This window comes from Caulobacter sp. GW821-FHT09B11 (assembly GCF_059418205.1).
Window position 1 is genome coordinate 19,414 of record NZ_JBWKPK010000039.1, and the last position, 20,501, is coordinate 39,914.

The 20,501-nt window shown below is 71.4% G+C and carries 15 protein-coding genes and 1 pseudogene; 13 read left to right on the plus strand and 3 right to left on the minus strand.

The features are described 5' to 3' along the window. Nucleotides 1–124: 124 nt before the first annotated feature. Complete coding sequence (locus AC07N1_RS22420) at nt 125–1,495, minus strand: cation:proton antiporter (RefSeq protein ID WP_494673800.1); 1,371 nt, start codon at nt 1,493–1,495, stop codon at nt 125–127. Between the two features lie 212 nt (nt 1,496–1,707). Here AC07N1_RS22420 and AC07N1_RS22425 point away from each other — a divergent pair, with 212 nt between their 5' ends. The 6 genes from AC07N1_RS22425 (at nt 1,708) to AC07N1_RS22450 (ending at nt 12,711) form a co-directional block, all read left to right on the plus strand. Then, a complete protein-coding gene (locus tag AC07N1_RS22425) occupies nt 1,708–1,983 on the plus strand; it encodes a type II toxin-antitoxin system Phd/YefM family antitoxin (protein ID WP_494673801.1) in 276 nt (91 codons plus the stop codon). Further along, a complete protein-coding gene (locus tag AC07N1_RS22430; RefSeq protein ID WP_494673802.1) occupies nt 1,983–2,480 on the plus strand; it encodes a type II toxin-antitoxin system VapC family toxin in 498 nt (165 codons plus the stop codon). The genes AC07N1_RS22425 and AC07N1_RS22430 overlap by 1 nt, the downstream gene beginning before the upstream one ends. A gap of 304 nt (nt 2,481–2,784) precedes the next feature. Then, nucleotides 2,785–4,953 (plus strand): ATP-binding protein, encoded by a 2,169-nt coding sequence (locus AC07N1_RS22435; protein ID WP_494673803.1) that lies wholly within the window; start codon nt 2,785–2,787, stop codon nt 4,951–4,953. 72 nt (nt 4,954–5,025) lie between these two features. Then, entirely contained in the window at nt 5,026–7,104 is a 2,079-nt protein-coding gene (locus AC07N1_RS22440) for an ATP-binding protein (RefSeq protein WP_494673804.1), read from the plus strand. A 337-nt stretch (nt 7,105–7,441) separates the two neighbouring features. Continuing rightward, nucleotides 7,442–10,489, plus strand: a complete 3,048-nt coding sequence (locus tag AC07N1_RS22445) for a P-loop NTPase fold protein (RefSeq protein WP_494673805.1) — start codon at nt 7,442–7,444, stop codon at nt 10,487–10,489. 197 nt (nt 10,490–10,686) lie between these two features. Then, nucleotides 10,687–12,711, plus strand: a complete 2,025-nt coding sequence (locus AC07N1_RS22450) for an ATP-binding protein (protein WP_494673806.1) — start codon at nt 10,687–10,689, stop codon at nt 12,709–12,711. 223 nt (nt 12,712–12,934) lie between these two features. Here AC07N1_RS22450 and AC07N1_RS22455 read toward each other — a convergent pair whose 3' ends face one another. Beyond that, nucleotides 12,935–13,261, minus strand: coding sequence for a GIY-YIG nuclease family protein (locus AC07N1_RS22455; protein WP_494673807.1), 327 nt, complete (start codon nt 13,259–13,261; stop codon nt 12,935–12,937). Nucleotides 13,262–13,588: 327 nt separating this feature from the next. On the opposite strand from AC07N1_RS22455, the gene AC07N1_RS22460 reads away from it, so the two are divergent. The 6 genes and pseudogenes from AC07N1_RS22460 (at nt 13,589) to AC07N1_RS22485 (ending at nt 18,792) form a co-directional block, all read left to right on the plus strand. Further along, nucleotides 13,589–14,569: an ABC transporter substrate-binding protein gene (locus AC07N1_RS22460; protein ID WP_494673808.1), complete on the plus strand. Its 981-nt coding sequence runs from the start codon at nt 13,589–13,591 to the stop codon at nt 14,567–14,569. A 63-nt stretch (nt 14,570–14,632) separates the two neighbouring features. Beyond that, nucleotides 14,633–15,076: an endonuclease domain-containing protein gene (locus AC07N1_RS22465; protein ID WP_494673809.1), complete on the plus strand. Its 444-nt coding sequence runs from the start codon at nt 14,633–14,635 to the stop codon at nt 15,074–15,076. Beyond that, a pseudogene (locus AC07N1_RS22470) lies at nt 15,073–15,813 on the plus strand (ABC transporter ATP-binding protein); the annotation flags it as partial. The gene AC07N1_RS22465 and the pseudogene AC07N1_RS22470, both read left to right, overlap by 4 nt. Before the next feature lie 101 nt (nt 15,814–15,914). Beyond that, entirely contained in the window at nt 15,915–16,673 is a 759-nt protein-coding gene (locus AC07N1_RS22475; RefSeq protein WP_494673810.1) for an ABC transporter permease, read from the plus strand. A gap of 314 nt (nt 16,674–16,987) precedes the next feature. After that, nucleotides 16,988–17,701 (plus strand): hypothetical protein, encoded by a 714-nt coding sequence (locus tag AC07N1_RS22480; protein WP_494673811.1) that lies wholly within the window; start codon nt 16,988–16,990, stop codon nt 17,699–17,701. Next, nucleotides 17,701–18,792 (plus strand): DUF2336 domain-containing protein, encoded by a 1,092-nt coding sequence (locus tag AC07N1_RS22485; RefSeq protein ID WP_494673812.1) that lies wholly within the window; start codon nt 17,701–17,703, stop codon nt 18,790–18,792. Before AC07N1_RS22480 ends, AC07N1_RS22485 begins: the two co-directional genes overlap by 1 nt. Nucleotides 18,793–18,889: 97 nt before the next feature. Here AC07N1_RS22485 and AC07N1_RS22490 read toward each other — a convergent pair whose 3' ends face one another. Then, nucleotides 18,890–19,690, minus strand: a complete 801-nt coding sequence (locus tag AC07N1_RS22490; protein ID WP_494673813.1) for a phosphatase PAP2 family protein — start codon at nt 19,688–19,690, stop codon at nt 18,890–18,892. Nucleotides 19,691–19,852: 162 nt separating this feature from the next. On the opposite strand from AC07N1_RS22490, the gene AC07N1_RS22495 reads away from it, so the two are divergent. Next, entirely contained in the window at nt 19,853–20,227 is a 375-nt protein-coding gene (locus AC07N1_RS22495) for an RcnB family protein (RefSeq protein ID WP_487290474.1), read from the plus strand. Nucleotides 20,228–20,501: the final 274 nt, after the last annotated feature.

A 20,501-nucleotide genomic window follows, 5' to 3' on the forward strand; every position in this document is an offset into this window, starting at 1 on the left:
ACCCTAGGCACAAGGCCTAGGGAGGCGAATGTGTTTAGCCTCGCGCCCAGACCGGCCGGCTTTGTTACCTCTCACCCTCCCACGCCTTGCGGCGCGGGCCCCTCTCTCACAGAGAGAGGGAAAATTAAGCCGCGTTCGGCACCCGGGCGTCCACCGCGTCCAGCTCGCCGCTTTCGCGGGCCTTCTTGCCGTAGACGACCTCGAACAGCGGACTGGCCATCACCGTGGTGACGATCGCCATCAGCACCAGCATCGAGAACAGGGTCGGGCCGATGATGCCCTTCTGCAGGCCGATGTTGATGATGATCAGCTCCATCAGGCCGCGCGAGTTCATCAGGGCGCCGATGCCCATGGCGGTGGCGTGGTTCTCGCCGGTGGCGCGGGCGGCGACGTAGCAGGCGCCCCACTTGGCCAGGATCGAGGCGGCCAGGATGCCCAGGGCGATCAGCAGCAGGGTCGGCGAGTTGACCATGTCCATCCGGGTGTTGAGGCCCGAATAGGTGAAGAACATCGGCAGCAGCAGCACGACGGCCAGCGGCTCGACCTTCTTCTTCAGCTCCTCGACCAGCTTGCCGCGCGGCATGACGACGCCGAGGATGAAGCCGCCGAAGATGGCGTGGATGCCGACGGCGTCCATCAGGAAGGCCGAGATGCAGAAGGCCAGGATGACCAGGGCCAGGACGCCCGTGCTCATCTCGCCCTCGCGCTCGACGATGCGGCCCAGCGGGGCCAGGATCTTCGGACCCAGCACGACGACGGAGGCCACCCAGGCCAGGCCGCCGCCGATGGCCAGCAGGGCCACGCCCGGGCCGCCGCCGAAGGTGGCCAGCACCACCGCCAGCACGCACCAGGAGACGGCGTCGTCGAAGGCGCCGGCGGTCAGCGACAGGGTGCCCAGCGAGGTGTTGGCCAGGCCGCGCTCGTTGATGATCCGGGCCAGCATCGGGAAGGCGGTCAGGGCGATGCAGGCGCCCATGAACAGGGTGGCCGGACCCTGGCCGATGCTCGGGGCGAACAGGCCCGGCACCTTCAGCAGGAACGGGGTGATGGCGGCGGCGATCAGGAACGGCGCGGCGATGCCGGCGAACGACACGCTCATCGCGCTCTTGGCCTTGGCCTTGAAGTGGCCGGCCTGGAAGCTGGTGCCGACCATGAACATGTAGAGGCCCACGCCCAGCTGGGCGCCGACGTACAGGACGTTCTTGGTCTCCTTGGGGAACAGGGCCAGCTGGAAGTCGGGGAACAGCAGGCCCAGCAGCGACGGGCCAAGCACCACGCCGGCGATCATCTCGCCCACGACCTGGGGCTGCTTGAGGATCTTCTGGCCCAGCCAGCCGACGACACGGCAGGCCAGCACGATGACGGCCAGCTGCAGGAAGAAGTGCACGCTGAAATCGGTGGGCGTGAAGCTCTTGGCGGCGGCCTTGGTGGCCGGCCCATGGGCGTTGAGCAGATCCGCCGCCGTGGCGATGGTCTGCGCGATCAGATCTGGCACTGGTTCGTTCCCCCTAGGATCGTTCTTTGCGGCGAGCCGCCTTGCCCCTATGCCGCGCAGAGATCTGACCAATGCGCAATGCGTCGCAGGTTGCTCCCGGCCGGACGGCTTTCGATTGTTTTCGCTGACGAATTATCCGTTGCCCGAACGCCACTACGTAGGTACGTACCTACACGACAGCCCTGTCATTTCGGGTCGGGAGCGGACGCTTCATGAAGGTGGTCAGCAGCCGCGAGTTCAATCAGGACGTCAGCGCGGCCAAGCGCGCGGCGAGAATCGAGCCGGTGTTCGTCACCGACCGGGGCCGGGCCACCCACGTGCTGATGAGCGTCGAGGCCTATCGCAAGCTGGCCGGCCAGGCCGAGACCATCGTCGACCTGCTGGCCATGGACGAGCCGGTTACCCCCAAGTCGCCAGCGGGCGAGGCCAAGCCGGCCAGGTCGTCGGCGGCCTGGGGCCGGGCGCCGGCGAAACCGGGACGCGGCTGATGCACCTGCTCGACACCGAGATCGTGCTGGAGCTGCGCGGGGCCAGGGCCGGACGCACCGATCCGGGCCTGGCGCGCTGGGCCGCCGGCGTGGCGCGCTCGGGCCTGTTCATCTCGGCGATCACCCTGCTGGAGCTGGAGGCCGAGGTCGCCCAGGCCGAGCGGCGCGACAAGCTGGCCGGCAAGGCCCTGCGGACCTGGCTGGACGAGCAGGTCGGCCCTGCCTTCGAGGGCCGCATCCTGCCGGTGGACGCCGCCGTGGCGCGGACCCGCTCGCGCGTGCCCCTGGCCGATCCCCGCGACGCCCTGCTGGCCGCCACCGCCCTGGAGCACGGCCTGACCCTGGTCACCCGCGACGTCGCCGCCTTCAAGGTCGCCCGGCTGAAGGTGTTCGATCCCTGGGGCTACGCCCAGGACGCGGTCGAAGACGACGAGGACTGGGGCCAGGCGGCCAAGGCCGGCTCGCAGTGGATCCGGAACCTGTTCGTGCGGGGGTAGCGGCCATCCTCCCCCATCATCCCGGAAGCCTCGCAGAGGCTATCCGGGACCCAGGGGCCAAGCGCAGGGCGGCGGCTAGCGGGCGGGCGGCGGACCTGAGCGCCGCGCCCAGCCCCCTGGGTCCCGGCTCTACGCTGCGCTTCGGCCGGGATGACGACGTAAATCGGATGAGGAGCCCGCAAGGGCGCCCCTGCAACCTCCCCCGCGTCGCCGCACTTAACCAAAAACCGACGTTTCGTCCGCATTGTACGGCCAGACCGCGCCCCTGGCCGCCTCATCGGCCCCGGGCGCGCTGGGGAACATCGTGGGGACCGACCGCCTCGACATCGCGATCGATCGCGCTGATGCGCGCCAATGGGCCCTGCGCCGCTGGCGCCGGCCCGTGGGGCTGACGATCGCCTATCTGGCGTCGATGGCCTACAGCCTGTTCCTGACCGGCGCGGCCCAGGAGATCGCCACCATCTGGACGGCCAACGCCGTGCTGATCGCCGGGCTGATGGTGCTGGACCGTCGCCGGGGCGTCGGGCTGCTGGCGGTGTGCACCCTGCTGCACCTGGCGCTCAGCCTGGCGACCAGCAAGTCGGCGGCCTTCGCCGTGGCGGTGACGGCGCTGGACGCTGTGCAGATCACGGCGACGGCCGTGGCCCTGCGGCTGCTGCGGCTGCCCGGACGGGTGCGTGGCATGCGCGGCCTGCTGGTGCTGACCCTGGTGTCGGCGGTCTTCACGGCGGTGACCTCGATCGGCGTCAACGGCCTGGCCTCGCTGGCCGAGGGCGGCGGCTTCTGGACCGGCTGGAGCGGCTGGACCACCAGCAACGTGCTGGGCGTGGCCGTGGCCCTGCCGACCATACTGATCCTGATGGACCGCCGCCACGCCGAGGCCTTCCCGGTGCGCGGCTGGCTGGAGCCGACCTTCGGCCTGGGGGCGATCGGCGCGATCTCGTGGCTGGTGTTCTCCGGCCCGCCGCAGCTGCGGGTGCTGGTGTTCGCGCCGGTGGTGCTGGCGGCCTTCCGGGGCGGCCCGCGGGCGGCGGCCCTGGCGGTGATGGTCGCCCTGGCCACGGCCATTCCGGCGGTGCTGTCGATCGTCGGGCTGGACGCCAAGGCGGCCGCCGAACCGATGCGCCACCTGCTGCTGTTCCACGTCGTGCTCTATGCGGTGAGCATGGCCGCCGCCCTGGCCCTGAGCCGCCAGGCGCGGCTTTCGGCCCTGCTGGTGCGCCGCCAGGCCGCCGCCCGCGCCGCCCAGGCCCGCGCCCAGGCCGCCAACGCCGCCAAGTCGGAGTTCCTGGCCACGATCAGCCACGAGATCCGCACCCCATTGAACAGCATCCTCGGCTTCACGGGCCTGGTGGCCGACGACGCCGAGCTGTCGCCCGAGAACCGCCGGCGCCTGGACCTGGTCGGCCGCGCCGGCCGTTCGCTGGCCGAGATCGTCGGCGACCTGCTGGATTTCGCCAAGGTCGAGGCCGGCCGTCTGGAGCTGACCCTGGAACCTGCTTCCCCCGCCGCCCTGCTGCGCGACGCCGCCGCCATCATCGCCCCCGAGGCGCAGGGGAAAGGCCTGGCCGTCACCGCCTCGATCGAAGCGCTGGGCGGACAGGACCCCGAGGCCCTGTTCGCCCTCGACGAGACCCGCCTGCGCCAGGTGCTGCTGAACCTGCTCAACAACGCCGTGAAGTTCACCACGGAGGGCCGGGTCGCGGCCCGGCTGGTGGTGGGGCCCGAGCCCGGCGCCCTGCGGTTCTGCGTCACCGACACCGGCATCGGCATCGCTCCGGAGGTGCAGGCGCGTCTCTTCCAGCGTTTCAGCCAGGCCGACAGCTCGATCAGCCGCGCCTATGGCGGCACGGGCCTGGGCCTGGCGATCAGCAAGGCGCTGGTCGGCCAGATGGGCGGCGCGATCTGGGTCGAGAGCGCGCTGGGGGCCGGCGCCGCCTTCCACATCGCCCTGACCGCCGAGCCGGCCGCCGCCGCCCCGGCCGTCGACGAGGCCCTGCCCGCCCCGGCCGCCGCCCGCGTGCTGCTGGTCGACGACCACCCGATGAACCGCGAGCTGGGCGACGCCCTGCTGACCCTGGCCGGCTGCCAGGTGTTCACCGCCGAGGACGGCTTCCAGGCCGTGGAGGCCGCCCGCAGCGGCGGCTTCGACCTGATCCTGATGGACGTGCACATGCCGGGCATGGACGGCCTGGCCGCCGCCCGCGCCATTCGCGCCTTCGACGGGCCGGCCGCCGCCACCCCGATCCTGGCGCTGAGCGCCGACGTCCTGCCCGAGCAGGTGGCCCGCTGCCGCGCCGCCGGCATGGACGGCCACGTGCCCAAGCCGATCCGCCGCGAGGAGCTGATGGCCGCCGTGTCGCGCGCCCTGGCCGAGGGGCCGCGGGAGGGCGAGCGCCGGACGCCGGAGCAACCGGAGCGCGACGGAACGTCGCAGAACTTGGCCGCATACGGAAAAAGCGTTCTGCCTTAACCCTTTTTCCGGTTGGGCGTGATCGATGGGGATGCCCGGCCGCCCGCGCGGCCGGAGGGGGAATACGGGGCCTTGGACGCAACAGCCGAACCAGGACAGGAGAGCGCCGCCGCGCCGTGGCTGCGGCTGGCCGGCCTCGCCGCGGCGTTCGTGATTTCGTTCGCGTTCAGCGACCTCCTGACCCGCGACTCCAACGGCATGCCCTCGCTGTGGCCGATGAACGCCATACTGGCCGCCGCCCTGCTGCACCTGGGACCGGTGCAGCGGCGGATCATGCTGGGCCTGGCCCTGGCCACCAACGCCGTGGTCCATCACCTGGCCGGCGACCCGTGGCTGGTCATCGTCATCTACGCCGCCTGCGACATGGCCGAGACCCTGGGCGCGGTGGCCGTCATCCGCCGCCTGCGCGGCCCCCGGGCCTCGATCCGCAGCGTGCGCCAGGCCCTGGTGCTGGTGGCGGCGATCCTGCCCATCACCCTGACCGCCGCGGCCGTGGGCGCCGGCCTGACCGCGCCGCTGGTCGGGGCGAACCTGGCCAACTTCTTCGCCGGCTGGGCCTCGGCCAACGGGATGGGCATGATCATCACCCTGCCCGCGGCCCTGATCATCCTCGACCCGACCCCGGACCTGGCCTTCCGCCGGCCGCTGTCGGTGCGGCTGGCGCTGTACGGCCTGGTGGCGGCGGTCACCGCCTTCGCCTTCCTGAAGGCTCGCACGCCGATGCCGTTCCTGATCTTTCCCGCGGCCATGCTGGCGGCCTTCCAACTGGGCCCGCGCGGCGCGGCCTGGAGCGCCGTGGTGATCATCGCCGTGACCGCTCCGCTGACCATCGGCAGCGAAGGCGTGGCCCGGATCGCCCCGCGCTGGGACGAGGTCGACCGCATCCGCATGGTCCAGGCCTTCGTGACCACGGTGTTCTTCACCTCGCTGGCCGCGGCCCTGTCGCTCTACAAGGAGGCGCGGCTGAAGACCCTGATGGCCCGCCGCAGCGCCGCCGCCCGCGCCGCCCGGGCCCGCGCCCAGGCCGCCGGCCGCGCCCGCACCGACTTCCTGGCGACCATGAGCCACGAGATCCGCACCCCGCTGAACAGCGTGCTGGGCTTCGCGGGCCTGCTGGCCGAAACCGAGGACGGCCTCTCGCCCGCCGGCCGCCGCAAGCTCGAACTGATCGCCCAGGCCGGCGGCTCGCTGGCCACCATCGTCGACGACATTCTGGACTTCTCGCGCCTGGAGGCCGGCCGCGTCGAGCTGCGGCCCGAGGCCGTGGACCCGGCAGCCCTGCTGGCCGACGCCGCTTCGATCATCGCCCTGTCGGCGCAGTCGAAGGGCCTGTCGCTGTCGGTCGAGGCCGACCTGGAGGCGGCCGGAGACTACGCCCTGGATCCGGCCCGCCTGCGCCAGGTGCTGCTGAACTTGCTCAACAACGCCGTGAAGTTCACCGCCGGCGGCGGAGTGCGGGCCACGGTCGGCCTCGAAACGGCGGCCGACGGCGCCGAGCGCCTGCGCTTCACCATCGCCGACACCGGCATCGGCATCGCCCCCGAGGTGCAGGACCGCCTGTTCCAGCGGTTCAGCCAGGCCGACGGCTCGATCAGCCGGGCGTTCGGCGGCGCGGGCCTGGGGCTGGCGATCAGCAAGACCCTGGTCACCCGCATGGGCGGCGAGATCGGGGTCGACAGCGCCCTGGGCCAGGGCGCGACCTTCTGGTTCACCGTGCCCGCCTCGCCGCTGTGCGCCGCCGACGCGCCGCGCGTCGAGCAGGAGGCCGCCGCCCGGGTGCTGCTGGTCGACGACCATCCGATGAACCGCGAGCTGGGCGCGGCCATGCTGACCCTGGCCGGCTGCGCGGTGCAGACCGCCGAGGACGGCGACGAGGCCGTGCGCATCGCCGCCGACGGCGACTTCGACGTCATACTGATGGACATCCACATGCCGCGCATGGACGGCCTGGCCGCCGCCCGCGCCATCAAGGCCCTGGACGGCCCCGCCGCCCGCGTGCCGATCATCGCCCTCTCGGCCGACGTCATGCCCCACCAGATCGAACGCTGCCGCCAGGCCGGCATGGTCGACCACGTCGCCAAGCCGATCCAGCGCGACGCGCTGATCACGGCGCTCAACCAGTGGATCGGTCGGGAGACGGCGGCGGCTTAGGCGGCTCAGTTGACGAGCATGCCCGCCTTGATGCACCCCTGAGTGGAACTCATCGGGGGATGGCATGGCGGAGGAAACCTACAAGCCTTTCTGGGAGCGGACAGTCAACGTTTTGCCAGGCGCGCCGCCGTATGGCGATGTCATCTTCATCCCGTGCGACCACGCTGGCAGCCCCGGCCTGCTCAACACCTACATCCTGGACTCGCTCGGGCTATCGGCGTCGCTCATTCCCGACACGACGAAACTGCGTGCAGGCTATGCGATCGTCCAACAGGGGGCATCGATCCTTGTGTTCGTCGTCACGGTGAATGACGAGCATGAAACGCGGGTTCTTCTGATGAACGCGCTGATTGCCGCCTTTCGCGATACCCGGCTGGCCAAAGCTACGGATATCTGGTTGCCCCTGATGGGCATGGGCGCGGGCGGCCTGACGGCTGGTGAGAGCTTGGCAATCACGCGCCAAGCACTCGACCTGACTGCATGGAGTCGCCGATCAGACGCCTCCGTCATCATCGCGCCACCTGCCGACGTCGATCTGGAAGAGCTGGAGGCGTTTGCGACGCCGCCCAAAGCAGACGAGCCGCCTAGACGCCGCGCGGAGCGCAAGGGCGCGCCGCCCGAAGCTCGCACGGTGGACGCCTCGGTGTTCTATGCGAGCCCGTCGGAATGGGACTCCAAATGGCTGGGCGAGCTGGCGCCCGGCAAGATCCTGTTCTGGATCAAGAACGGCGACCCTCACCTGAAGCGGTTTCGTCGCGGCCACGCCGTGGTTCTGCTCGCCGGGCGAGACGCCGCCGAGCATCCGGGCCGCGGCGCGATCGTCGCCTTCGGGGTGCTGGCCGCGGGTCCCGAGCGCCGCTTCGAGGATGACGGCAAGAACCGTCGGTGGCCGGTGACGATCACCCATGTCTTCGACAGGGAACAGTTTCCGCGCTCGCTGATCGAAGACCAGACGGGTCCGCTGCTGCGGGCCGCCGCCGGCGGCGTGCATAGCTTGGACAGTCTCCAGACCGAGATTCTGTCGCTTATCCTGGCGTCCGCAGATGTCCCGCCATTTCCCTTGAGTGACGACGTCGCCGAAGCCCTGCTCGCCAGGGGCCAATCGATCGAGGATGCGCTGGCCGAGTATCCGCACATCCACGAGATCGGACAACAGGTTCCGATACCTGACGACGACAAGGTCGATGGCGGCGAGGGCAGTGGCGGCAAGGAGAAGCCGGCAGACGCCTCTCCGCCCCCGCCGCCCTTCGACGCCCAGTCGGAATACCTCTCCGACACCCCCGCCCATGACGTCGACCTGCTGGACCGGGGGGAGTTCGCCGTGGCGCTGGCGCGGCGGCTGCACGACATCTGGTGCCGGCGCAACGGACTGCGGCCCAAGGGGGTCAAGAAGGCAAAGCCGAGGGACGAACGGGAAATCGCCGACGACGCCTTCATCGTCCATGTCGACGCGCCCTGGGGCGGCGGCAAGACGACCTTCGCCAACTTCGTGGCCGAAGTGCTCAACCCCTTCGGCGCCCAACTGCGCGAGGCGCATTTTCTACGCGGCCAGATCGAAAGCCTGGCGACGACGCCGCCCCCGTCGCTGGATGGCGTGTTTTTGGGCGACTACGATCCGACTGGATGGGAGCCGCATCCGCGCGAGGGCCGGCGCCCCTGGATCATCGTGAAGTCGAACGCCTGGCGCTACCAGGACGTCGAGCCGCCGTGGTGGCAGATCCATCTCGACGTCGCAAAAGCCCTCCGCTGCGCGGCCCTCGAAGACTTCCACCGGCACGACGGGACCCTGGCCTCGCTCCGCGCCAGTCCATTGGATATCCTACGGGCTGGAGGCGGCATGGCCTGGGCGTTGTGGCGCTGGACCCGGGTGGTGTTTCTTGGCGTCTCCTTCCAGCTTTCCAATCCGCGCCTGCTCAAGCACCTGATCCTGACGGTGCTGGCCTTCGGCCTGCTTCTGCTGAGCTTGAGGTTCATCCCCTGGCAGGCATGGAACGGCAGCTCGGTGGATCCGGGGAAGATCAAGACCACGATCGAGCTGGCCGTGCTGGGCCTGGGCGCATTGGGTGGAGGGCTGGCCTCGCTGGGCGCCCTCGTGTCGCAATCCCTCGCCCCCGACCTCGACTTCTCCGGCGAGACCAAGCGCATCGGCGTGGGCGATCCGATCGCGCGGTTCCGCAAGACCTTCCGCCAGATGCTGGAGCTGGGCCGCCGGCCGGTGCTGCTGATCGTCGACGACCTGGACCGCTGCGCGCCCAAGCACGTGGTCGAGCTGCTGCGCGGCTTCCAGACCATCCTGCAGTCGCCCCGGATGTTCGTCATGATCCTGGGCGACCGGCACTGGATCGAGACCGCCCACTCGGTGTGGCACGCCGACATGAAGGGCCTGGTGCTGGGTCCCGAGGCCAGCCTGGGGGCGCGCTTCGTCGAAAAGGTGTTCCAGCTGTCGTTCGTGCTGCCGGCGATGAGCCCCGAGACCCGCGACCGCTACACCCGCGCCCACCTGCGCGCGCCGACGGCGGCCGAAGAGGCTTCGGACGCCAAGACGACCCCCGCCGCGGGTTCAGCCGCGGCCCCCAAAGCGGCCCCTACGCCGCCCCCCACCGCGGCCCAGGTGGAGCTGGCCCAGGCCGTCGACGCGGCGATGAAGACCTCGGCCCCCGCCTCCGATCGCGAAAGGACCGTCCATGGCCTGATCCAGCGGGCCAGGGCCGAACAGGTCGAGGTCGAGGCGATCCAGGCCGACGCCGCCAGCCGCATCACGGTCGAGGCCGTGGGCGACGTGGAAATGATCCGGCAGACCGAGAAGCTGCTGGCCGGCCTGGCGCCGCTGCTGCCCAACAACCCGCGCCAGATCAAGCGGGTGATCAACGCCTTCCCGCTGTTCGCCGCGGTCGGCGCCCGGTACTTCGGCTACCGGGGGCCGGGGCTGCTGTCGACCGACGACGACACCCGGGCCTGGCGGCAGCTGGCCCTGTGGGTGGCGCTGTCGACCGAGTGGCCGGTGACCTGGCGGACGCTGGCCAGGCAGCCCTTGCTGCTCGACGCGGCCTACGCCCCCGAGGAGAAGGACCGCGACACGGCCATCGAGGCCCTGAGCGCCGACGGCGACGACGCGGCCAGGGCCGCCGTCGAGGCCCAGGTGCGGCTTCTGGAGGCCGATCCGGCCCTACGGCGGCTGCTGGGCGTCTGCGTCCTGCCCGAAGAAATGGGCCGCGCGGCGGTGCTGTTCGGCGCCACCCGTGTCGAGCCGGCGGCGGTGCGGCAGTTCAACCGCATCATCTGGGAAGCCGGCTTCGACCTGGGCGAAACCCTGCCCCTGGCTGATCCCGGCGAGCGCCCGCCCAGGGCGAAGGCGGAGGCGCCTCAACATCAAGCTGTAGCATGAAACCGCGCAAAGCCTTGCGCGGCAAGGCCTTCACCCCCTTCGTCGGGTAGTCGACGCTATCAAAAAGCGTTGCGGCAAAGCGTCACAGAGTTCATTGCTGCCGAAACTGAAATCGCCGTTCGGCGTAAGTTTTCCGTCTGGGGAACGGGAACAAGATGACGCGAAGCGCCGCCTTACAGGAGACTGGGCGACAGACGATGCTGCTGGTCGTGCTGGCGGCCGCCTTCGTCGTGACGCAGCTGTTCAGCGACTACTTCACCCGTGGGCCGCACGGGATCGCCGCCCTGTGGCCGTGCACCGCCCTGCTGGCCGTCGGCCTGATGGCCCTCGGGCCGCCCCGCCGGCTGATCCTGACGGTGGTGGTCGGGATCGCCCATCTCGCCGTCTGCCTGGCGCTGGGCGACACGCCTGAGCGGACCCTGATCTTCACCGCCGTCAACCTGGCCGAGGCCTGGGGCGCGCGCGAGGCCGTGCGGCGGGCGTTCGGCGGGCCGCCCCGGGTGCGGACCATGCGCCAGCTGGCCCTGCTGGTGACGGTGATCGCCCCCGTCGTGGCGGTCACGGCCGGGGTCGCCGCCGGGCTGCTGGCCCTGCTGGAGCACCAGCCGTTCCTTGGGGTGTGGCGCGACTGGTTCGTCAGCGGGGCGCTGGGCATGGCGCTGATCGTGCCGGCGGTGCTGGTGCTGATCGATTCCGAGCACCGGCGCACCTTCCACCGCTCGGCCGGCGAGCGGGCGGGCCTGTTCCTGCTGATGGCGGTGCTGACGGCGGCGGTGTTCCATGACACCCGCGCGCCCCTGCCCTTCGTGCTGTTCCCCGCCGCCATCCTCTGCGCCTTCCGGCTGGGTCCGCGCGGAGCGGCCGAGGCGGCCCTGACCATCGCGGCGGTGTCGCTGCCGCTGGGGGTGTGGAACATCTGGCAGGGCCACCTGCTGGAGCCGTGGAACCCGCCGCAGATGACCCGGCTGATCCAGTGCTTCGTCACCGTGGTGTTCGTCACCGCCCTGGCGGCGGGCCTCGCTTTGGCCCAGCAGGAGCGGCTGCGGCGCCTCTTGGTGCGGCGCGAGCAGCTGACCCGCTCGGCCCGGGCCCGGGCGCTGGCCGCCGCCGAGGCCAAGACCGAGTTCCTGGCCACCATGAGCCACGAGATCCGCACGCCGCTGAACAGCATCCTCGGCTTCGCCCAGCTGCTGGCCGGGCGCGAGGACCTGCCGGCCGACGCCCAGCGGCAGGTGGGCATGATCGACACCGCCGGCGCGGCCCTGCTGACCGTGGTCAGCGACATCCTCGACGTCTCGCGGGTGGATTCCGGCCAGGTCGAGCTGCTGCTGCAGCCGGCCTCGGCCAGCGCCGTGCTGCACGACGCGGTCGGCATCGTGCAGGCCGAGGCCGAGGGCAAGAACCTCAGCGTCGAGATCGACATCGTCGATCCGGTCGAGGGCCTGCACGACCTGGACGCCCTGCGCCTGCGCCAGGTGCTGCTGAACCTGCTCAACAACGCCGTGAAGTTCACCGAGCGCGGCAAGATCGTCGCCCGGCTGGTGGTCGAGCCCGGCGAGGTCGAGGACCGGCTGCGCTTCGAGGTGATCGACACCGGGGTGGGCGTGCCGATCGAGGACCAGGCGCGGCTGTTCCAGCGGTTCGTGCAGCTCGACAGCGGGGCCACCCGGGCCTACGGCGGCGCGGGGCTGGGCCTGGCGATCAGCAAGTCGCTTGTCGAGCTGATGGGCGGGCGGATCGGGGCCGACAGCGCGCCCGGGCACGGCTCGTGCTTCTGGTTCGAACTGCCGGCCGCCGAGGCCGAGCCCCTGGCCGCGCCCGCGCCCGAGGCCGCCCGCGATCCCCGGGCGGCGCGGATCCTGCTGGTCGACGACCACCCGATGAACCGCGAGATCGGGGTCGGGCTGCTGCGCCTGGCCGGCTGCCATGTCGAGACCGCCGAGAACGGCCGCCAGGCCCTGGCGGCGGCGGCGCGCGATCATTTCGACATCATCCTGATGGACATCCACATGCCCGAGATGGACGGCCTGGCCGCCACCCGGGCCATCCGCGGCCTGGAGGGCGCGGCCGGCCGCGTGCCGATCATCGCCATGAGCGCCGACGCCCTGCCCCAACAGGTCGAACGCTGCTTCGCCGCCGGCATGGTCGACCACATCGCCAAGCCCGTGCAGCGCGAGGTGCTGTACGCCAAGATCGGGCGCTGGCTGGAGGCGGGGGATTAGGCGGGGCGGCGGCGGCGAGGCTTCGACCGCTCCCTTCTTCTCCCGTCATTCCCGCCCTTGTGGCGGGAACCCCTCTGTCAGCCGCAGGTGAGAGTGGGGCGGCGTGCCGAGCACGCCGCTTGCGCCGCCCGTGCGAACGGAACCAGGGTTTCCCGCCACAAGGGCGGGAATGACGGGAGGTTGGGTGGCGGGAATGACGGGAGTTTTGGGGCGGACATAGCCGTCACACCTGGCGCGGAACGGGCGTCCACTCGAAAACGGCCGAATAGAGATCGTCCCAGCGCGGGTTGTCGCGCTCGATCAGGTTGATCTTCCACTGGCGCGACCAGCGCTTGAGAGAGGTCTCGCGCTGGATGGCGTCGGCCATCGTGTCGTGGATTTCGCACCAGACGAGACACTTCAGTCCGTAACGGCGGGTGAAGCCCGAACCGGCGCCTTCACGGTGCTGGACGATCCGGGTCTGGAAGTCGGCGGTGACGCCGATGTAGAGCGTGCCGCGATAGCGATCGGCCATGATGTAGACGGCGATCCAGGCGGCGTTGAGGTCCATGGCGACGGCTCTCTGAACGATCGCCACAACCTTAAGTTCTTATTTTGTTCACGTCACCCATTTTCACTCCCGTCATTCCCGCCCTTGTGGCGGGAACCCCTCTGTCAGCCGCAAGGGCAGTAGGGGCGGCGTGCTCGGCACGCCGCTTTAGCCTCACGTGCAAGCGGAACCAGGGTTTCCCGCCACAAGGGCGGGAATGACGGGAGTTTGGATGGCGGGAATGACGGGAGGTTGGGTGGCGGGAATGACGGGAGAATGTGGGCAAAGGCTTTGCCTGCGGGACAGCCCCCGCTAACCTCCGCGCCGCATCGTATCGGGGGATCCGTCATGACCTTTTCGCGCCGCGCCGTGACCGCAGCCGGCCTCGCCGCGCTCGCCGCCGCCTGTTCGCCGGCCAGGAAGGACGCCGCCCCCGGGCTGACCAGGCTGAAGCTGGCCACCGACTGGCGGGCGCAGGCGGAGCTGGGCGGCTACTACCAGGCCGTGGCGACCGGGGAGTTCAGCAAGCGCGGGCTTGACGTGACCATCGTCCAGGGCGGGCCCGGGGTGAACGTGCCGCAGCTGCTGGCCACCGGGGCGGTGGACATCGGGGTCGGCTCCAACAGCTTCATCGTGCTGAACCTGGCCAAGGAGAACGTGCCGGTCAAAGCCGTCGCCGCCTACATGGACAAGGACCCGCAGGTGCTGATCGCCCATCCCGGCCAGGGGATCGCCAGCATCGCCGACATGAAGGGCAAGCCGATCCTGCTGTCGGACGCCTCGGTGACGGCGTTCTGGGTGTGGCTGAAGGCCAAGCACGGCTTCACCGACGCCCAGGTGCGCAAGTACAACTACTCGGTCGCGCCGTTCCTGGCCGACAAGAGCCTGATCCAGCAGGGCTATGCGACGTCCGAGCCCTATCTGATCGAGAAGGCGGGCGGGGAGAAGCCGGCGGTGTTCCTGCTGGCCGACGACGGCTACCCGGCCTATGCCAGCTTCGCCCTGGTGAGCGACGCGATGATCGCCCAGAAGCCGGCTCAGGTGCAGGCGATCAGCGACGCCCTGGCGGCGGGCTGGAAGAGCTATCTCTACGGCGACGCCAAGCCGGGCGACGCGGCGATCCTCAAGGACAACCCCGAAATGACCCAGGACCTGCTCGACCAGGCCCGGGACAAGATGCGGTCCTACGGCATCGTGCCCAAGGACGGCATCGGCGCCATGACCGACGCCCGCTGGGCCGAGTTCTTCCAGGTGGCGGCCGACCAGGGGGTCTACGACAAGGGCCTGGACTACAAGAAGGCCTACAGCCTGGGCTTCCTGCCGAAATAGTTCCTCCCCCGTGAAACGGGGGAGGGGGACCAGCGAAGCTGGTGGAGGGGGCGACCGCCGCACATGCGCTCACCAGTCCTGACGCTGAAACGCGCCCGCCGCCTGCGCCGCGACATGACCCTGCCCGAGACCATGCTCTGGCAGCGTTTGCGCCGTCGGAGCGAAGGCCCGACCTTCCGCCGCCAGCATCCCGTGGGCGCCTATATCCTCGACTTCTACTGCTCGGCGGCGCGATTGGCGGTGGAGATCGACGGCGCGGGGCATGACACGGCCGATCAGGCGAGGCATGACGCGCGCAGGGACGCGTGGCTCGCGTCGCAGGGGATCGAGGTCATGCGCATCGCCGCCGGCGACTTTTTGCGGGATCCGGACGAGGTGGCGCTGGGCGTGTGGACGGTCGCGGCCGAGCGCGTGGGCGGTTTGGCTCGGCCGAATTCTGAGCGGCGGTCGCCCCCTCCACCAGCTTCGCTGGTCCCCCTCCCCCGCGATGCGGGGGAGGAGAAGTGACAATCGCCTCTCTCCATCAGGTCGAGGTCGACTATCCGCGCGGCCGCGCCCTGGGGCCGGTCGACCTGGCGCTGGCGGCCGGCGAGGTGGTGGCGCTGGTGGGGCCGTCGGGGTGTGGGAAGTCGACGGCTTTGCGGTTGCTGGCGGGGCTCGAAAACCCGACGCGGGGGAGCGTCGCCCGGGCGGCGGGCAAGGGCGAGACGTCGGTGGTGTTCCAGGCGCCGACCCTGGCGCCGTGGATGAGCGCGGCGGCCAATGTGGCGCTGCCGCTGGAGTTGGCCGGCGTTCCGGCGCGGGAGGCGCGGGCCAAGGCGCGAGAAGCCCTGGCGCAGGTGGGGCTGGACGGCGCGCAGGACGCGCGGCCGGCGCAGCTGTCGGGCGGCATGGCCATGCGGGCTTCGCTGGCGAGGGCGCTGGTCACCCGCCCGCGCCTGCTGCTGCTGGACGAGCCCTTCGCGGCCCTGGACGAGATCACCCGCCGCGCCCTGGCCGACGACGTGCTGGCCCTGTGCGCCGACCTGGCGCCGGCCGTGGTGTTCGTCACCCACAATGTCGAAGAGGCCGTCTACATGGCCGGCCGCGTGGTGGTGCTGACGCCCGGGCCGGGGGTGGTTGCGGGCGAGGTGGTCGTGGACGGGCCGCTGGTGAGGCCGGCGGGGTTCCGGACGACGGCGGCGTTCCGCGAGACGGTCGAGGCCGTGTCCGCGCTGCTCGCGCGGCCCCCTCAGTCGGCTTCGCCGACAGCTCCCCCAAGGGGGGAGCATCTTGAGGAACCGGCGCCGGCCAGATCCTCCCCCTCTGGGGGAGGTGGCGGCGAAGCCGACGGAGGGGGTCCCGCATGACCCGCCTCCTCGCCCCCGTCCTCTTCGTCGCCTTCCTGCTGGCCGCCTGGGAGGGCGCCTGCCGCCTCCTGCACGTGCCCGCCTACCTGCTGCCGGCCCCGTCGGAGATCACAAAGGCCCTGGTCGAGGCGGGTCCCCTGCTGGCGCTCAGCGCCTGGGGCACGCTGTCGACCGCGCTGGCGGGCCTGGTCCTGGCCGCCCTCGTCGCCCTGGCGCTGGCGTTCGCGGCGGCCCTGCGGCCGGTGGTCGAGGACGCGTTCCGGCCCGTCGCCGCCATCCTGCAGGTGACGCCGGTGATCGCCATAGCGCCGCTGGTGACGATCTGGGCCGGCATCGACCATCCGGGCCGGGCGGTGACGGCGCTGGCGGCGGTGATCGCCTTCTTCCCGATCTATTCTGGGGCCGTGGCCGGGCTGAAGGCCGCCGATCCGGACCTGTCGCGTCTGTTCGACCTCTATGGCGCCAGCGCCTGGCAGCGGCTGGTGCGCCTGCGCCTGCCCTCGGCCCTGCCGGCGATCCTGGAGGGGATCAAGGTGGCGGCGGGCCTGGCTTTGGTGGGCGCGGTGGCGGCCGAGTTCGTGGCCGGCTCGGGCGCGAGCCAGGGCCTGGCCTGGCGGATGCTGGAAAGCTTCAACCGCCTGCAGACCGCACGCGGCTTCGCGGCCCTGGCGGTGCTGGCCCTGCTGGCCGTGGCCCTGCACGCGGCCCTGGCGGCGGCCGAGCGGCGGCTGCTGGCGTGGTGGCGGGGGCGGTAGGGGCCGGCCTTTTCCAACCGCTACCTCCCTAACTCCCGTCATTCCCGCCCTTGTGGCGGGAACCCCTCTGTCAGCCGCAGGTGCGGATGGGGCGGCGTGCTCGGCACGCCGCTTGCGCCGCCCGTACGAGCGGAACCAGGGTTTCCCGCCACAAGGGCGGGAATGACGGGAGGAAGGGGGAGTGGCCGTGGCTGACCCCGCACATCCCCGGCGCCCAAAACGTCGCACGCCCGACGTTCGAGCCTCGCCGTTAGGCGGGGATTAAGCGGCGTCGGCTAAGGGTTGCAGACTGCAATACCCACGTCCGGACCGGCATGCGCCTCGTTCTGTCCCTGCTGCTGCTCGCCAGCGTCGCCGTTCCGGCGCGCGCCGAGGACGCACGCGAGAGCCGCTACGGGCCGCGCAGCCAGCGCGTGGAGACCGCCGCCCGCGCCGATTACACCGGTCCGACCCTGAGCTGGGCCGGCAAGGCCGCCGCCCCGGCGCCCGACGCGCAGGACCCGCGCGGCAACGGCCGCCCCGCCCCGATGGCCGCCTGGGCCGGCTACGCCAACGCCGCGCCGGCGCCGGTCGCGCCGCAGCAGAGCGTTCCCGCGCCCGTCTACGCCCAGCCGGTTCCGCAACAGGCGCCCCCTCAGGGCGCCCTGCCGACCAGCCTCTATTCGCCGCCCGTGGCCTCGGCCCCGATCCCGCCCGCCGCGCCCGCCGCGCCGCGCGAGCTGGCCGGCGGTCCGCCCGCCCAGGCCCAGACCACCACCTACGCCGCCAACGCCCGCGCCCCGGATGGTCTCGCCCCGCGCACCTATTCGGTGGGCCGGATGTTCGGCCTGACGCCCGACCGCATCGAGGCCCCCGGCCCGCCCAACACGGTGCTGATGGCCGTCGACCCGGCCGCCGTCGCCACCGCCCCCGCGGATGACGGCGAGGCCGACCACGGCTCGGCCGCGTGGCTGGCGCAGGCCGCCCAGGAAGCCGGCCGCGACGCGCCGACCAAGAAGAAAAAGACCGCCGAGGAGAGCGACCTCTGATGCTGCAATCGCGGCTGCACGACCTGATCGCCCTCGCCGACGAGCCGTCCAGCGCCCGCCGCCGCGACCTGCTGCGCGGGGTGACCGACCTGTTCTTCACCGGCGACGACCACGGCGCCGTCGAGATGGGCCTGTTCGACCAGGTCATGGGCCAGCTGGCCGGCGAGATGGAAGAGGCCGTCCGGGTCGAGCTGGCCGAGCGCCTGGGCCAGTCGGCCAGCCCGCCGCCGACCCTGACCCGCAACCTGATCAGCGACAGCATCGCCGTCGCCAGCCCGATCCTGTCGGGCGCGGCCGTGCTGTCGGACGCCGACCTGCTGCACGTGGCCCAGACGCAAGGCCAGGAGCACCTGCGGGCGATCTCCAGCCGGGCCCACGTGTCGAGCGCGGTGTCCGACGCCATCGTGGCGCGCGGCGACGACGACACCCTGGGCGTGCTGATCCGCAACGAGGGCGCGGAGCTGTCGCGCGCGGCGCACGAGACCGTGGTCGACCGCGCCCAGGCCAATCCGGCCCTGCACGAGGCGGTGATCGACCGCCAGAGCCTGCCGGTCGACCTGCTGAACGAGATGTATTTCGTGGCCGAGGCCCGGCTGCGCGACCGGATCATGGCCCGCAACGAGGCCCTGGACCCTGCGGTGCTGGAAGCGGCCCTGGCCGCCGGCCGCAACCGCCTGGCCGCCCGCGACGGCGCCCTGCCGGCCGACTACGACGCGGCCATGGCCGAGCTGGCCAGGATCAAGGCCCGCGGCCGCATCACGCCCCAGGCCCTGGCCGGCATGCTGCGCGCCAAGCAGACCACCCTGTTCCTCGGCGCCCTGTCGGACATGGCCGAGATCGACTTCCACACCGCCCGCAAGATCCTCGAGCGCAAGGAGCTCGACGGCCTGGCCGTGGTCTGCAAGGCGGCCGACTTCGACCGCGCCCTGTTCCTGACCTTCGCCCTCTTGATCCTGGATCCGTCGGACGAGGTGATGGGCAAGGCCAAGGCGTACGGCGAACTCTACGCCGCCCTGCCCCGCGAGAGCGCCCTGCGGACGATCCGCTTCTGGCGCATGCGGCGCAACACCGGGGCGGTTGCGGCGGCTTAAAGCAGGGGCCTGCCGGCTCCTCAGGGAAGCTCCCCCCATGGGGGAGCAGCCGCGAAGCGGCGTGGGGGGCGTGGCGCCAAGGCTGGCCAGACCCGCATCAGCTGAAACCGTCCCCCCTCCGGCCTTCGGCCGCCTCCCCCAGAGGGGGAGGTTCCTCGGTGGCGAGGGGAGAAGGAAAGAATCTGGACCACCCCCACGCCGCCAGCCAGCAGGCCATGGCCCAGGCCGCGCCGACGCACCAGCCGGCCAGCACATCGCTGGCCCAGTGGACGCCGAGATAGATCCGGCTCAATCCCACCAGCACCGAGAAGAACACCGCCGCCCCCAGCGCCAGGGCCTTCAGCCGGCGCTTCTGCGAAAACCGCGCGGCAAGCGCCCCCAGGGTCAGGAACACCACCGCCGACAGCATGGCGTGGCCGCTGGGGAAGCTGGGATTGGCCGCCTCGACGGCGCGGTAGACGAGGTCGGGCCGCTCGCGCAGGAAAAGGTGCTTGAGGCCCTGGCTGATCGCCACCCCGCCGGCCGCCCCGACCAGCACCACCAGCGCCTCGGCCCAGCGGCGCAGGCTGGCCAGGACCGCCAGGGCCAGGATCACCAGCAGGGTCAGCACCGTCACCGAGCCCAGGGCGGTGACGTCGGCCGCGGCGGTGTGCAGCCATTCGGGGCCGATCAGCTGGTGCGGCTGGCCGGGCAGGCGCAGGGACTGCAGGACCTGCAGGTCCAGCCGGCGGGTGTCGCCCTCGACCACCTCGTCGGCGATGTTCAGGAAGGCCAGCAGGCCCAGGCCCGCCACCAGCAGGGCGGCGGTGGCGGCCAGTTCGCGCCGGGCGGCCTTGAGCAGCACGGGCAGGTCGCGGCGCGGGTCGATGCGGAGCTTATCGCGAAGCTTCAGGGTCATGCGCACTCAACGCGTGAAATCGCCGATCGGCGCAACTCGAATAGCGCAGGTATTGCTACAATATTTCATGAATGAAACATGAACCGTTCCTGATCTTCGCCGTTCATCACCAGTCCAAAACGACCTGTCTAAGGTGGGGACATCGAAGGAAAGGACTACGCCATGAAGCGTCTCATCATCACCGCCGTCGCCGCCTCGCTGCTGGCCGGGACCGCCCTGTCGGGGACGGCCATGGCCCAGCCCCGCCACGACGACCGCTATCAGCAGCAGCGCGCCTACGAGCAGGGCCGCAAGGACCAGGCCCGCCAGGAGCGCCGTGACGACCGTCGCGACGATCGCCGGGAAGCCCGCCGCTGGGCCAAGGGCCAGCGCCTGGACGCCCACTATCGCGGCGACGGCTACTACGTGAAGGACTACCGCCGTCACGGCCTGCGCCAGCCGCCGCGCGGCTACCGCTGGCAGCGCGTCAACGACCAGTACGTCCTGGCCGCCGTCGCCACCGGCCTGATCGCCTCGGTGATCATCGCCAACCACTAGGGCCTCCGCCGAGCCCTCTCCCCTTGCGGGAGAGGGTGGCCCCGCAGCGCGGGGTCGGGTGAGGGGTCGCACCGACCTTGGACGCCGCGACAGCTGCTCAGCCGTCGCGGCGTTCGGCGTTTCGCTCCTCCCCCGCAAAGCGGGGGAGGTGGCGCGCTGCGGATACGCAGCGTGACGGAGGGGGCGACCGCCGCTGCCCCGCCCAGTCTCGGGGGGGGGGGGGGGGGGGGGGGGGGGGGGGGGGGGGGGGGGGGGGGGGGGGGGGGGGGGGGGG